Annotated in this window: 12 protein-coding genes; 3 read left to right on the plus strand and 9 right to left on the minus strand. The window is 56.1% G+C overall.

All coding sequences use genetic code 11. The features are described from left to right. The first annotated feature begins 131 nt into the window (after window positions 1–131). Window positions 132–1,643, plus strand: coding sequence for an AAA family ATPase (locus tag L1F30_RS03535; protein ID WP_253359472.1), 1,512 nt, complete (start codon window positions 132–134; stop codon window positions 1,641–1,643). A 63-nt stretch (window positions 1,644–1,706) separates the two neighbouring features. Here L1F30_RS03535 and purD read toward each other — a convergent pair whose 3' ends face one another. From purD to prmA, 6 genes are all read right to left on the minus strand, one after another. Continuing rightward, window positions 1,707–2,993, minus strand: coding sequence for a phosphoribosylamine--glycine ligase (gene purD / locus L1F30_RS03540; RefSeq protein WP_253359473.1), 1,287 nt, complete (start codon window positions 2,991–2,993; stop codon window positions 1,707–1,709). A 23-nt stretch (window positions 2,994–3,016) separates the two neighbouring features. After that, the gene (gene purH / locus L1F30_RS03545; protein ID WP_253359475.1) at window positions 3,017–4,600 is read right to left on the minus strand and encodes a bifunctional phosphoribosylaminoimidazolecarboxamide formyltransferase/IMP cyclohydrolase; all 1,584 of its coding nucleotides are present in this window, start codon (window positions 4,598–4,600) and stop codon (window positions 3,017–3,019) included. 77 nt (window positions 4,601–4,677) lie between these two features. Then, complete coding sequence (fis, locus tag L1F30_RS03550) at window positions 4,678–4,962, minus strand: DNA-binding transcriptional regulator Fis (protein WP_042455827.1); 285 nt, start codon at window positions 4,960–4,962, stop codon at window positions 4,678–4,680. 17 nt (window positions 4,963–4,979) lie between these two features. Beyond that, complete coding sequence (gene dusB, locus L1F30_RS03555; protein ID WP_256476044.1) at window positions 4,980–5,918, minus strand: tRNA dihydrouridine synthase DusB; 939 nt, start codon at window positions 5,916–5,918, stop codon at window positions 4,980–4,982. Window positions 5,919–6,140: 222 nt separating this feature from the next. Beyond that, the gene (locus tag L1F30_RS03560) at window positions 6,141–7,655 is read right to left on the minus strand and encodes a zinc-ribbon and DUF3426 domain-containing protein (RefSeq protein WP_253359479.1); all 1,515 of its coding nucleotides are present in this window, start codon (window positions 7,653–7,655) and stop codon (window positions 6,141–6,143) included. A 210-nt stretch (window positions 7,656–7,865) separates the two neighbouring features. Next, on the minus strand, window positions 7,866–8,744 hold the full coding sequence (prmA, locus tag L1F30_RS03565) for a 50S ribosomal protein L11 methyltransferase (RefSeq protein ID WP_253359481.1): 879 nt from the start codon (window positions 8,742–8,744) through the stop codon (window positions 7,866–7,868). Window positions 8,745–8,948: 204 nt separating this feature from the next. Between prmA and L1F30_RS03570 the strand changes: the two genes are divergently transcribed. After that, a complete protein-coding gene (locus tag L1F30_RS03570; RefSeq protein ID WP_253359489.1) occupies window positions 8,949–9,980 on the plus strand; it encodes a LacI family DNA-binding transcriptional regulator in 1,032 nt (343 codons plus the stop codon). 210 nt (window positions 9,981–10,190) lie between these two features. Here L1F30_RS03570 and L1F30_RS03575 read toward each other — a convergent pair whose 3' ends face one another. Both L1F30_RS03575 and L1F30_RS03580 read right to left on the minus strand, forming a co-directional pair. Next, a complete protein-coding gene (locus L1F30_RS03575; RefSeq protein WP_253359491.1) occupies window positions 10,191–11,348 on the minus strand; it encodes a lipase family protein in 1,158 nt (385 codons plus the stop codon). Window positions 11,349–11,374: 26 nt separating this feature from the next. Next, window positions 11,375–11,812: a DUF6795 domain-containing protein gene (locus L1F30_RS03580; protein ID WP_253359493.1), complete on the minus strand. Its 438-nt coding sequence runs from the start codon at window positions 11,810–11,812 to the stop codon at window positions 11,375–11,377. 351 nt (window positions 11,813–12,163) lie between these two features. Between L1F30_RS03580 and L1F30_RS03585 the strand changes: the two genes are divergently transcribed. Next, window positions 12,164–12,610, plus strand: a complete 447-nt coding sequence (locus tag L1F30_RS03585; RefSeq protein WP_253359495.1) for a PaaI family thioesterase — start codon at window positions 12,164–12,166, stop codon at window positions 12,608–12,610. On the opposite strand, the gene L1F30_RS03590 is transcribed toward L1F30_RS03585, so the two are convergent. Continuing rightward, window positions 12,597–13,244 carry a ChrR family anti-sigma-E factor gene (locus L1F30_RS03590; protein WP_253359501.1) on the minus strand — a complete coding sequence of 216 codons (648 nt, stop codon included), beginning with the start codon at window positions 13,242–13,244 and terminating at the stop codon, window positions 12,597–12,599. The genes L1F30_RS03585 and L1F30_RS03590 overlap by 14 nt on opposite strands. Window positions 13,245–13,256 lie beyond the last annotated feature (12 nt).

The raw sequence follows: 13,256 nt of genomic DNA on the forward strand, positions 1-13,256 counted from the left end.
CGCCCAGTTTAAAGCTTTTGCTGATTTTTTTCCTGCAAGTTCGCGGTACCATGAGTGCCTGTTTCAAAGGGTAATACTCGGGCCTTGTTGCCCGCAGTGGCGCCCGGCCAATTATCGCCCACAAGGAGTTGATGGTGACGGATATACGCGATCTCGGTTTGTTGTTGCATTCAAAAACCCCGCTGTTGGTGCTGGAAACCTTTGATGAATTGCGCGCGCTCGAAACCGTGCAACGCGCCGTGGCCGAGGCCAGTACCAGTGAACGCGGGCGTTTGAGAAGCCGGCCAATCTACCGCTGGACAATCACCGACGGCCTTGTGCGCCTGGGCTTTGGTGGCGAGTTATCACTGGCCGGTGAATCCATGCCGCACCAGGAGCCAGATGAAGTGTTGCAGCATTTAAAAACGGTTGAAAAACCCGCCGTCATTGTGCTGTGCGATTTTCACCCCTACCTGGAGGGCAACCCGAAAAATGTGCGGTTGCTAAAAGATATCGCCCTGGGCCAGGGCGGCAACGGTCATACCCTAGTAATGGTGAGCCACCAATTAAAATTGCCCAAAGAGCTCTCCCGCCTGGCTGCAAGGGTTAACCTGGCGTTGCCGAGTGATGAAGAAATCATGACCATTGTGCGCGAAGAGGCCAAGGCCTGGGCTGCCAAAGGTGGCCGCGTGCGCGCCGATCAGGCCACCGTGGCACGCATGGTGAACAACCTGCGCGGGCTCAGTTTTGCCGATGTGCGTGCACTGGTGCGCTCGGCCATTGTGGATGATGGCGCTATTACCGAATCGGATTTGCCCGCCATTAACAAGGCCAAGTTTGAGCTGTTAAACCTTGAGGGTGTGGTGTCGTTCGAGTTTGATACCGCCTCTTTTGCGGATGTGGGTGGGCTTGAGAAACTGAAACAATGGTTGGCCAGCCGGCAAACGGCATTTACCGATGCAGCCCTGGCAGACAAGCCCAAAGGCTTAATGCTCTTGGGTGTGCAAGGCAGTGGCAAAAGCCTTGCCGCCAAAGCCGTGGCGGGCCTGTGGGGCCTGCCTTTGCTGCGCCTGGATTTTGGCGCGCTTTACAACAAATACCACGGTGAATCCGAGCGCAACTTGCGCGAGGCATTGGCATTGGCCGATCGAATGGCGCCCTGCGTGCTGTGGATGGATGAAGTGGAAAAAGGCCTGGCAACCGATGGCAACGACAGCGGCACCAGCAAGCGCTTGTTGGGTACGCTCTTGACCTGGCAGGCAGAGCGCAAAACCTCTGTGTTTGTGGTGGCTACGGCAAACGACATCTCGGCGCTGCCGCCGGAGCTTATGCGCAAGGGGCGGCTGGATGAAATATTTTTTGTAGATTTACCCAAGGCCCCGGTGCGCGAGCAAATTTTTGCCATTCATTTGCGCCGCCGTGGGCTTGAGCGGTTAACGATTCAAGCACCCATTTTAGCCAGTGCCGCGGAAGGGTTTTCCGGTGCGGAAATCGAGCAGGCGGTGGTGTCTGCCATTTATTCGGCGCGAGCAAACAATGCTGAGTGCGGGGTAAAAGATATTCTCCACGAGCTGGCAAATACCAATCCGCTTTCGGTGATTATGGCGGAAAAAGTGGCCGAACTCAGGGGCTGGGCACAGGAGCGGTGCGTGCTGGCTGATTAATTTGGGGCTGAACAATGTGGCTACAGCCCTGGGGCTGTAGCCACACTTTGCAGCGATTACTGCTTACTTTTGCTCGCGTGCAATGGCGCGGTAGGCGATGTCGGTGCGGTAGAAGCTACCTTCCCAGTGCACTTGGCCTGCCAATTCATAGGCGCGTGCTTGCGCGTCACTCACGCTTTCACCTAGCGCCGTGGCACACAATACGCGCCCGCCGTTGGTGAGCACGCGGCCATCTTCAAGGTGGGTGCCTGCGTGAAATACTTTGGCGTCTTGGCTGTCTGTTGCCGGTAGCCCTTTAATTTCATCGCCCTTGCGGTAGCTGCCGGGGTAGCCACCGGCGGCCAGCACCACGCCCACAGCTGCGCGGCTATCCCATTGGGTTTGCTGTTGATCCAGCGTGCCATCCAGTGCTGCGTTGCACAGGCCCACTAAATCCGATTGCAATCGCATCATAATGGGCTGGGTTTCCGGGTCGCCGAAGCGGCAGTTGTATTCAATCACCTTCGGGTTGCCGTCGGCATCGATCATCAGGCCCGCGTATAAAAAGCCCGTGTAGTCGTTGCCTTCTGCGGCCATACCTTTAACGGTGGGCATGATCACTTGTTCCATCACGCGCTGGTGTACGGTGTTTGTTACCACCGGCGCCGGCGAATAAGCGCCCATGCCGCCGGTGTTGGGGCCTGTGTCGCCATTGCCAACGCGTTTGTGATCTTGGCTGGTGGCCATGGGCAATACATTTTTGCCGTCTACCAACACAATGAAGCTTGCTTCTTCGCCCGTTAAAAACTCTTCAATAACCACGCGGCAACCGGCATCGCCAAAGGCGTTGCCCGAGAGCATGTCGCGCACTGCGTCTTCGGCTTGCGCCAGCGTTTCAGCAACAATCACGCCTTTACCCGCCGCCAGGCCATCGGCCTTAACCACAATGGGGGCGCCCATTTCGCGCAAGTAGGCAAGGGCAGGCTCAACCTCGGTGAAGTTCTGGTAGCGCGCGGTGGGTATGTTGTGGCGTGCGAGAAAGTCTTTGGTAAAGGCCTTGGAGCCTTCCAGTTGCGCAGCCCCTTTGCTGGGGCCAAAGCAGCGCAGGCCTTGCTCGGAAAAATAATCCACAATGCCATCTACCAAGGGTGCTTCCGGGCCCACGATGGTGAGTTGCACATCGTTGGCCTTGGCAAAGGTTGCGAGCTTTTCAAACTCGCTCACGCCAATGGCCACGTTTTCAAGCTTGGCATCAATTTCAGTACCGGCATTGCCCGGTGCCACAAAAACTTTTTTCACATCGGGATTTTGTGCGGCTTTCCAGGCCAGTGCATGCTCGCGGCCGCCGGCACCAATCACTAAAATATTCATAATCTAATCTCGTGTTAAACCAATCAGTGACGGAAGTGGCGCTGGCCGGTAAACACCATGGCTATGTTGTGCTCGTCGGCCGCGGCGATGACTTCTTCATCACGCATGGAGCCGCCTGGCTGAATCACGGCGGCGATGCCTGCCTGGGCTGCGTTGTCTATGCCGTCGCGAAACGGGAAGAAGGCGTCAGAGGCCATAACGGAACCCGGCACTGTGAGGCCTGCGTGTTCGGCTTTAATACCGGCAATGCGCGCGGAGTTTACCCGGCTCATTTGGCCGGCGCCCACGCCTACTGTGGCGTTGTCTTTGCCGTACACAATGGCGTTGGATTTCACCATCATCGCCACGCGCCAGGTGAACAACAAATCGCGCATTTCCGCTTCAGTGGGTACGCGCTTGGTGACCACCTTCAAATCGGCAGCGGTGATGTTGTCGCTGTCGCGATCCTGAACCAGCAAGCCACCTGAAACGCGTTTGAAATCAAGCTTTGCAATGCCTGCGCCGTTGTTGTTGCTCCAGGCTCCACACGCCAACAGGCGCACGTTTTTCTTGGCCTTTACCACTTCCACGGCATCGGCGGTTACGCTCGGTGCAATAATCACCTCAACAAATTGCTTTTCAACAATGGCGCTGGCGGTGTTGGCATCAAGCTCGCGGTTAAACGCAATAATGCCGCCAAAGGCAGATTCCGGGTCGGTGTCGAAGGCGCGCTGGTAGGCGCTTAATAAGTCATTACCGCTGGCCACACCGCAGGGGTTGGCGTGCTTGACGATCACGCAGGTGGGCGCCTCGAACAGCTTGACGGTTTCCAACGCGGCATCGGTGTCGGCAATATTGTTGTAAGACAACTCTTTGCCTTGCAGCTGCTTGGCTGTGGCAATGGTGCCGGCGGCCGGATTTTTTTCGGTGTAGAAGGCGCTCTTCTGGTGGCTGTTTTCGCCGTAGCGCAGCTCTTGCACTTTATTGAACTGGGTGTTGAACGTGCGCGGGAAATGCTCGCTGCCACCGTCTACCAAGCGGCCAAAATAGTTGGCGATGGCGCCATCGTAGGCGGCGGTGTGCTCGTAGGCTTTAATGGCCAGGTCGAAACGGGTTTTTAGGCTGGTGGCGCCTTTGTTGGCCTGCATTTCTGCAATGATGTGGCCGTAGTCTGTGGCGTTAACCACAATGTTGACATGGGCGTGGTTTTTGGCAGCTGCGCGCACCATGGTGGGGCCGCCGATATCGATGTTTTCCACAGCGTCTGCCAGTGAGCAGCCCTCTTTGGCAACGGTTTGTTCGAAGGGGTAGAGGTTAACCACCACCATGTCGATGGCGTTAATGCCATGTTCGGCCATTACCGCCTCGTCGGTGCCACGGCGACCCAATATGCCGCCGTGCACTTTCGGGTGCAGGGTTTTTACGCGCCCGTCCATCATTTCAGGGAAGCCCGTGTAGTCGGAAACTTCAATGGCGGGAATGCCGTTGTCTTTCAATAGTTTGAAAGTGCCACCGGTGGAAAGAATTTCTACGCCTTGGCCGTGCAGTGCCTGGGCAAATTCAACTATGCCGGTTTTATCTGAAACGCTGATGAGCGCGCGTTGTACCTGAACCAAGTCAGAGCTCATAGAGGGTGTCCTAACGTCTGTGGGTCTGAAAAACGAAAGGGGTGAAATCACCCCTTTAAATTGAAACTGTGTGTGCGTTACAGCAGGCCGTACTGCTTCAGCTTTTTGCGCAGTGTGCCCCGGTTTAAACCTAACACCTGGGCTGCTTTGGTTTGGTTGTGGCGGGTATATTTCAACACCACTTCAAGCATTGGCGCTTCCACCTCGGCCATTACCATGTCGTAAACGTTGGTTACCGGCTGGCCGTCCAGGTTGCGGAAATAGTTTTCCATGGCCTGATCTACACAATCGCGCAGCGATTGGTTCGCACTGATACCCGAGAAATTGTCTACTACAGTTTCTTTGGCGGGTGCCTCTGCCATAAAAGGTTCCAGTGTATTCATGCTGCTTTTTCCTCATTCAATCTCAGCATCTCAAAGTAAGTTTGGATGCTGGCATGTTGCTGTTTTGCACATTCAAGTTTGTTAAACGTTTTTCTGAACGCTTCCGAACCCGGTAGCGTTTTTAAATACCAACCCACATGTTTCCGGGCTATGCGCGGGCCCATAACATCGCCGTAAAATGTTGCGAGCGCGCCAATGTGTTCACACAGGAGTTGCTCAATGGTGTCGAGCCCCGGCGCCGGCAATTGTTGCCCGGTGCGCAGGTAGTGGTTGATCTCCTGAAAAATCCAGGGCCGCCCCTGGGCTGCGCGGCCGATCATTACCGCTTGGGCGCCGGTGTACTCAAGTACTTGCCGGGCCTCGGTTGCGCTGTTGATGTCGCCATTGGCCAACACCGGAATAGACACCGCCTGCACAATTTCGGCAATGGTGTCGTACTCGGCTGAGCCCTTAAATGCACAGGCGCGGGTGCGACCGTGCACAGCCAGAGCCTGAATGCCCGCCTGTTCGGCCATTTGCGCAATGCGCACGCCATTGCGGTGCGCGATGTCGGAGCCGGTGCGGATTTTCAGCGTCACCGGCACGTCTACCGCCGCCACCACCGCGTGCAGAATTTCCTGCACCAGGGGTTCGTTGGCGAGCAAGGCAGAGCCCGCGGCCTTTTTACACACCTTTTTGGCCGGGCAGCCCATGTTGATATCAATGATTTCGGCGCCATTGGCTACGTTGAGCCTGGCCGCTTGCACCATCATTTCTGGGTCGCCACCGGCAATTTGAACGGCGCGCGGGCTGGCTTCATCATCGTGTGCCAGGCGCAAGCTGGACTTGCGGCTGTTCCACAGGCGTACATCGCTGGTCACCATTTCTGATGCGGCAAGGCCGGCGCCAAAGCGCAGACACAATTTGCGAAACGGCAGGTCTGTCACACCGGCCATAGGTGCGAGCACCGCGCGGCTATCGATGATGTGGTGACCGATGTTGAACACGTGAACACCCTGTTCTGGCAACGATTTAGACGACAGCACGGCCGATCTGGCCTGTGCGAAAAGGGCAGCTATGATACCCGCACCGGGGGCGCGGTTAAAAGCAGAAAATACACAAAATGGCGAAATTTTAATCTGGTTTTTGCCGGCCAAATATGCTTGGCCGGCACTGTTTTAGTCGCGCACGATACGGGCGGTGTAGTTCACCGCTTCCGGGCCCGGGTCCAGTATTTCGAGGGCGATATGCACCGGTTGATTGCTGGGCATGTCGGTTTGGCCGGCCAGTTCACCGCCCAGATATTCCTTGGGGCGAAACTGGCGGGCGGCAACTACTTTGCCTTGCAGATCCGAAAATTGCAGTTCTAGCAGCGGGAAGGGTTGGGTAAAGCGGGCCTTGTTTAGCAGCACCGCGTCAATTTGCAGGGCATCGCTCATGCTGGGGTGGCTGCGCACTACCAGATTCGATGCATGTACCTGGCTTGGGTCAGACAGCGATGGCAGCTGGCAGCCCAGCAGGGGGCAAAGGGCTTCGTAGTAGGGGCGCGTGGCCTGGGCCCGAGCCCAGACATCCATATTGTAGGCACCTAATTGCACGATAAAGGTTACCGCCGCGGCCATGCACAGACTGGCCCACATGATGCGCTTGGGCCAGGGCGAGGATTCCACGTGAAAACCGAATTCAAGTGGCTCCGGCTCAATGGCCCTCAAGGCTGCACGGCGCTCCGGGTCGTAGGCGCGCAGTGCCGGTTCGTCGTCTACCTCCTCCATGGCGGTAAACAGCGGCTCGTGGCGCTCTTCTTCATCATCGGCAAATTGGAACATGGGCCGCTTTTCTTGAGCCACGGGTTCGTCGTGATCGTAGGGGGCGCTGTCGAAGCTGGCTTCATCCAGTGCGGCCTGTTCGCCGGTAATATTGAAGTTGTCTTCCAGTGCCGCCTCTAGATCGGCATCGGTGACGGCGCTGAAGGTACCGGTGGTGGCGCGGGAGTAGTCGCTTTTTGCCTTGGCTTCTTCTTTTTTGGCTGATTGGCGGGTTTCGTCTTCCACCTCTTCGAGAATGCTCAGCGCCCAGGATTCATCGGCCCGTTCTGTGTCTTCATCGTCTTCAACGGGCTTGATCTCCCGGTCGAAGATGGATTTTTCGGGTTGGCTGGCCTTGCGTGGCTCGTAGATGTCGAAAAAACTGTCAGACAGCTCGCCGGTGCGATCTTTGGAATCTTCTTCGTCGAAGAGGTCATCGTGAATGAGTTGATCGTCGTCCCACTCGGCCTCGTCGTCGATGGCTTGTTGGTTAAACTGCAGGCCTTTTTGCGCGGGTGCGCTGCTTGCAGCCTTTGCCGCTGCCGGTTTGGCGGCAGGTGTAGCCGCTTTGGGCGCGGCTTTAGCGGGTGCGGCCTTGGCGGCCTGCTTGGGGGCAGGGCTTGCTGCGGCAGGTTTCTCTGCTGCAGGCTGCTGGGCCGGGGTTTGTTTGGCAGCCTGAGCTTTAACGGCCTGCGGTTTGGCGGCTTGAGGCTTCGCGGCCTGTGGTTTTGGGGCCTGTGGCTTGGCGTCGCTGATCAGGTGGTCTGCCGCGCGAAATATTTGCAGGCAGGAGCCGCAGCGTACCGCACCCTTGGCGCGGTCCATTTGCGCCTGAGTGATGCGAAATGACGTGCTGCACTTGGGGCAGCGGGTCACGAATTGGGTCATGAGCAACGTAATCCTTACGGCTTCTTGGCCAGCGGGGCTGGCAGTTGTGATCTGGCGGCGGGGTGTATAACCCCCTGGGCGTAAATGCCTTTCGCGTGCAGAGTTTAGTCTTTGTCGGTAATAAGGTAAATCGCGCCAGCGCGCACCCGGGTGTTGTTGCACGCTTTAGGCGGGCTTTTCCGGGGCCATGGCCGCAAAAAGCGCGCCATTTTACCGAACTTTGGTGCCCGTCAATCTGACCCATTCCTCTTTTTGCGCAACCGGGTCGAAGTCAAAGGCCGGGTAGGCGGCCATTACGGTATCTGCCTGAGTGGCCAAAATACCCGAAAGGCACAACTTGCCGCCCGGGCTCACTTGCGCACTGAGCGTATCTGCAAGTTCCACCAGCGGGCCTGCCAAAATGTTGGCCAAGACAATATCAGCCACCGGCGCCGGCGCGTCGGCGGGCAGGTACACGGGCATGGCATCGGCGGGCATGCCGTTGCGGCTGGCGTTCTCGCGGGTAGCCAGCAGGGCCTGTGGGTCTATGTCTACCCCGATCACCTGCTTGGCGCCCAGCAGCAGCGCGGCAATGCCCAATATGCCGGAGCCGCAGCCGAAGTCCACCAGGTGGCGGCCCGCTAGGGGCTGTTGATCTAACCACTGCAGGCATAAAAAGGTGGTGGGGTGGGTGCCGGTGCCAAAGGCCAGGCCCGGGTCTAGCATCAGGTTTACCGCGTCCGCTTGTGGTGGCGCCTGCCAGCTCGGGCAGATCCACAGGCGTTCGCCGCAGCAGATGGGCTTGAAGCTTGCCATCCACTCGCGCTCCCAGTCTTTGTCTTCCAGCTGCTCCCACTTCATTTGGGTGGGCGGCTCGGCCAGCAGGGCCAACAACTCAAGGCTTACCGTTGATGTGTCGATATCTGCCTCAAATAGCCCGGTGATGCGCGTTGCATCCCACAGGGGTGTTTCGCCCAGGGCCGGTTCAAGAATGGGCTGGTCGGCGTCGTCTTGCAGGGTTACCGAAACCGCGCCCACTTCCAGCAGCGCATCGTCGATGGCTTCGGCCTGGCGGCGGTTTGTGTGAATAATCAATTGAAGCCAGGGCATGGTGCTACTCGTTTGCTTGGGCTGTTGGATAAGGGCGGCATTATAGCCCGACACTTGGCAGAAGGGGCTGCTTTCTATAACCTGCATGAAGGCCGCGCAGACGGCCGCTATGTGTCCATGCCCGCCGCAGTTTGATTGCGGAAATTGTGTTCAGGGATGCCGACGCTGCATACACATAACAAAACTTACGAGCAAATATTACCCATGAAAGATAGCCGGCCAACGTCACTGGATATCGCCTATCGGGCGGGTGTGTCGCAATCCACGGTGTCCCGTGCGCTGCGCGATAGCCCCCTCGTCAGCCTGGAAACCCGGGAGAAAATCAAAGCCATTGCGCGCGAACTCAATTACAAGGTGGACAAAGCCGCCAGTAATCTGCGGGCGAAATCCAGCCGCACGCTGGCGCTGTTGATTCGCGAAGACCCAACCACCGATGAATCGCACATCAACCCGTTTTTTCTTTCGATGCTGGGTTCAATCACCCGTGCCACGGCCGCCAAGGGTTACGATTTGCTGGTGAGCTTTCAACAGCAAAGTGAAGATTGGCACCGCGATTTTGAAGATTCCCACCGGGCAGACGGTTTGATTTTGTTGGGCTACGGCGCCTACGATTCCTACGTAGAGCGGCTGCGCCACCTGCTTAATGCCGGCGCCCATTTTATTTGCTGGGGGGCGGTACACCCGGATCAACCCGGCTGCTCGATTGGTTGCGATAACGAAGAGGGCGGCTATCTGGCCGGTAAACATTTGGTGAGCATCGGCCGTACGCGCATTGCGTTTTTAGGCGATACCTCGGCCAACAGCCCTGAATTTAGTGCCCGCTATCGCGGTTTTTGCAAGGCGCTGGCCGAGACCGGCATCAACCATGCACCCGAACTGCTGGTGGCGGCAGAAACCATTGAAACCCTGGGCTATGAGGCCGTGCAAAACTTGCAGGCAGCTGGCGTGGCGTTTGACGCCGTATTTGCCGCCAGCGATCTCATAGCCATAGGGGCGCTGCGCGCGCTGCAAAAAGCCGGTAAAACCGTGGGCCGCGACGTATCGGTTGTGGGCTTTGATGATATTCAATCGGCGGCCTACATCACACCTTCGCTCACCACCATCCGCCAGGATACGAACCTTGCCGGCACAATGCTTGTGGATAATTTGTTGCGCATTGTGGCAGGCGAAGCGGTGGCTTCTACCTTAATGCCACCAAAATTAATTGTGCGGGAATCCTGTGGGGCGGGCGGTTAATTGCGTGTTGATTTCATGGGTCTGATGCTTAAAACCAAAGGTAGTAATAAGCAGTCAGAATGCCAGCCGTAACTAGAAAGCCCGTAGTGTATTCCGCCAATGGGCGATGGATGTGAGTGTTTGGATGGGCTTTGGAAACACCAACCAACAACACAGGCACAAGTAGCAGGCTGGCAAAAATTTTTCCCGCAAGGATGAGCCACTCCATAATCAGTTGTTTTTCCTTAAGGCGTTGCGGGCCTCACGATGTGCCTTTTCCATGATTTTTTGCAGCACTTGTCTCATGAGCCGCTGGGTAAGGGCCTTTTTGCCGCTGGCCACCTGCATGCCCAAGGCCTGCATCATCTTGCGCATTAGGTGCTCCACCCAGTCGCTGATGTGCTCAGACAAATCAATTCCTTTCGCAAGTATCCAGGCAATTTTATCTGCCAGGGTGAGCCCACCCATGAATGTTGCCTGCAGTGACAGTGCGAGACCCATGGCAATTTTCTTGAGTACGTAAATAACCGCACTCTCGAGCCAGCGCCAAAAACTCGCGCTGTGAGGATCTACTGGTGATTTGGATCTCAACCACTGCTCCACGAATACCTGAACTGTGTAGGGCTCTTCAGGCGTCTCGTTGAGCTGTGCCCAGGATTTTCCTTCTACGGATTTTCTATAGTTCAGCATCCTGTGAGCGTCACCTGAAGTGAGAGGCTGGGCCGAAGGAATATAGTGGCCTTGTCGTTGGACTGGCGCGTGCATAAAAGGGTATAGCGCCACCATAGGTACGGGATCGGTTTTGTGATAGGTGCGGTGTATGTTGCTCTGGCCCAGGGTGCTGCTGGTGCTGGTGGCAAACCATTCAGTGCCCACCCGGGGCGCACCAAACGTATAGAGCTTGACGGGGTGTGCTGTATTGCGTTTTACCCAGTCGGCGGCCAGTGATGCAACGGCGCCGCCCAGGCTGTGGCCGATGCAATGAACTTGCCCCATGATTTTGTTGCTTGACAGAAATTGCTTGATGTCCGGCAGCATACTGTTGAAGGCATGGTTAAAGCCGATGTGCACTGGAAGCCCGGCCTTTGATAGCGTGATGCCAATACGGGCATCAGTAACAAAATCGGCTTTGTTATTGGCGGTTGTCGTACCGCGGAATACAAGAAACGCATCGCCCTCATGTTCACCACCGCCCACGGCGCAGACGCCAAACGCGTCTTTGCATGACCGAAATATGCGCCCTCCAATTTCAGCTGTTAATTTTGTAGGCGCTTGAGCGCTTGAAAATGGCTTTCGCTTTAGAAAAGCGCGAAGTTCGATATTGTTGCCGGAGTTAACGCTATATACACCAGAGGCGAGCTTTGCGGCTATCGTAGGTTCCAATTCCATTTGATTTTCTCCAAAAAGTTAATTGATCAATCCCAGTCTGTTGGCATATTTACCCAGCGACATATTGTTAGAACCCGAGAAAAACCGAGATCCAGTGCTACCTCCTCGCTCTTCAGATCACAAACCACTCTCTCTAAAGGCTCGCCGCCAAACTCCTTGTTTTCCTCTGCCTCCAGCTTGCTGTTGTACCACAGGGTGTGTTTTTCGCCGCCTATATGAGCTTCTATGTGCACATTGGCGGCAAATTGTGCCAATGGGCTGATGGCAAGTTCACGTACAATGGCCGGAAAGCTGAATAGTCCGTTGGCATCCGTTGTGGCGTGTTGTACGTCTTTTGGATCGTCGCCGTTCCAGCTTACTGTACGGCTGACGTTGACGCCTGACAGCGGCCCATTATTCTCGGTGAGAGTTGCGGTAAAGGCCGAGGCCAAGTAGTAATCTTCTTTTTTGGCTTTAAAAAACATAGTGGATTCCGCCGTGCTCCCTGGCTGTTTCGAATTGGCATCGCATCCGCTTACTGAGGTAAGCATCAGTATTGCGCTGATAAAGGTGAGGTAATTTGTGGTTGTGTTAGATTTCAAATTCACAGCGCCTGAGGTCTTGTCGGTTTTGTCTGTGTGTATTCACGGATTCTAGCGCTCGGCAAATAGATTCAGCAAGCGACTAGCCTGCAATTGCAAACTGTTGGTACCATGGTTTTGGCTAGGGTTCTGGCTTTGGATGCTAGGGCTCTGCCCCGGGGTACTTTACGGTCGCAGTACAAGTTCCGGCATGCTGTTGCAGTAAGGGCTTTTCAATCAATTTTGGGATTACTCATGAAAACAACTGAGGAAATATTGGGTTTGTTGCAACAACGCTTTCCCGGCGCGCCGCTCACCTTCCCGCCTCAGTGCTTTGTGACCATGGGCGGTGAGTTTTTGGAATTCGATGAACGCGCCAAGCGCTTGCGGGTGCGGTTTCCCGTGAAGGCCGAGTTTCAAAATCCCATGGGCTACATGCAGGGAGGGTTGATCGTGGGTGCTATTGATAACACCGTGGGCCCGCTGACCTTTCTGGTGGCGCCGCCGTCTGTTACCACGCAAATGAACACCAGCTACATTCGGCCCATTACGCCTGAGCTTTCGCATTTTGAGGTAGAGGCAGTGGTGACCGAGCAAACCCGGCGGCAGATATTTGTGGATGCAGTGGTTTATAGCGGTGACAAGCAGCTGGCGCAGGCGCGCGCCAGCTGCACGGTAATGGAGGCCTTTATTGAGGCCTGAAGCTTAAAAACGGGTTCAGCAAACGCGTGAGTGGGCCGGTCATGCGTACCGGCGCCGCCACCACAGAAAGGCAAATGCAAGGTGCATCCCGGCTGGCTAAAGGCCTGTGTACTTCACCGGCTTCACGCACCAGAAAATCGCCTTCGTTATAGATGCCGTTTTCATCGGAAAAGCTGCCGTCGAGCACCAGGGTGATCTCTGTGCCGCGGTGGTCGTGCTTGGCTACGCTGCCGCCGGCTTTAATACGGTGCAGCGCCACTTCAAACTCTTTTTGGCCGGTGCGCAGGCGCGCCATGTCGAGTGAGGGGGTAAGAAACTCCCACTTTGCCTTGCCGTAATTGGCAATCAGCTTATCAATCACCCGCGGCATTTTGCCAACCGGGCGGGCTGCTTGGGGTGCAACTTCCGCGGTGGCGTCTAGCTTATCCATAACCTGGGAAAGTAAATCATCACTTACCGGCACAGCGTCTGCTTCTTGCATCAAGGTGCCGCCCACTTGGGTGAGGCGATCGACGCGCTGTTGGCAGTGGCGGCAAAAATGTAAATGCGACGACACCGCAATACTTTGCGCAAAGGCCAAAGTGCCGGCGCTGAATTCAATGAGCAGATTGTCGTCTGGGTGGTGCTTGATCATAGTGTTACCTTG

The organism is Simiduia sp. 21SJ11W-1, assembly GCF_024138675.1.
Classification (GTDB): Bacteria; Pseudomonadota; Gammaproteobacteria; order Pseudomonadales; family Cellvibrionaceae; genus Simiduia.

Excerpts from the sequence above, each read along its gene's own strand:
- L1F30_RS03575 (WP_253359491.1), bottom strand. The coding sequence starts at position 11,348 with ATGGAATTGGAACCTACGATAGCCGCAAAGCTCGCCTCTGGTGTATAT.
- L1F30_RS03590 (WP_253359501.1), bottom strand. The coding sequence starts at position 13,244 with ATGATCAAGCACCACCCAGACGACAATCTGCTCATTGAATTCAGCGCC.
- prmA (WP_253359481.1), bottom strand. The coding sequence starts at position 8,744 with ATGCCCTGGCTTCAATTGATTATTCACACAAACCGCCGCCAGGCCGAA.
- L1F30_RS03585 (WP_253359495.1), top strand. The coding sequence starts at position 12,164 with ATGAAAACAACTGAGGAAATATTGGGTTTGTTGCAACAACGCTTTCCC.
- fis (WP_042455827.1), bottom strand. The coding sequence starts at position 4,962 with ATGGCAGAGGCACCCGCCAAAGAAACTGTAGTAGACAATTTCTCGGGT.
- L1F30_RS03580 (WP_253359493.1), bottom strand. The coding sequence starts at position 11,812 with ATGTTTTTTAAAGCCAAAAAAGAAGATTACTACTTGGCCTCGGCCTTT.
- dusB (WP_256476044.1), bottom strand. The coding sequence starts at position 5,918 with ATGGCCGGTGTGACAGACCTGCCGTTTCGCAAATTGTGTCTGCGCTTT.
- L1F30_RS03570 (WP_253359489.1), top strand. The coding sequence starts at position 8,949 with ATGAAAGATAGCCGGCCAACGTCACTGGATATCGCCTATCGGGCGGGT.
- purH (WP_253359475.1), bottom strand. The coding sequence starts at position 4,600 with ATGAGCTCTGACTTGGTTCAGGTACAACGCGCGCTCATCAGCGTTTCA.
- L1F30_RS03535 (WP_253359472.1), top strand. The coding sequence starts at position 132 with ATGGTGACGGATATACGCGATCTCGGTTTGTTGTTGCATTCAAAAACC.
- purD (WP_253359473.1), bottom strand. The coding sequence starts at position 2,993 with ATGAATATTTTAGTGATTGGTGCCGGCGGCCGCGAGCATGCACTGGCC.
- L1F30_RS03560 (WP_253359479.1), bottom strand. The coding sequence starts at position 7,655 with ATGACCCAATTCGTGACCCGCTGCCCCAAGTGCAGCACGTCATTTCGC.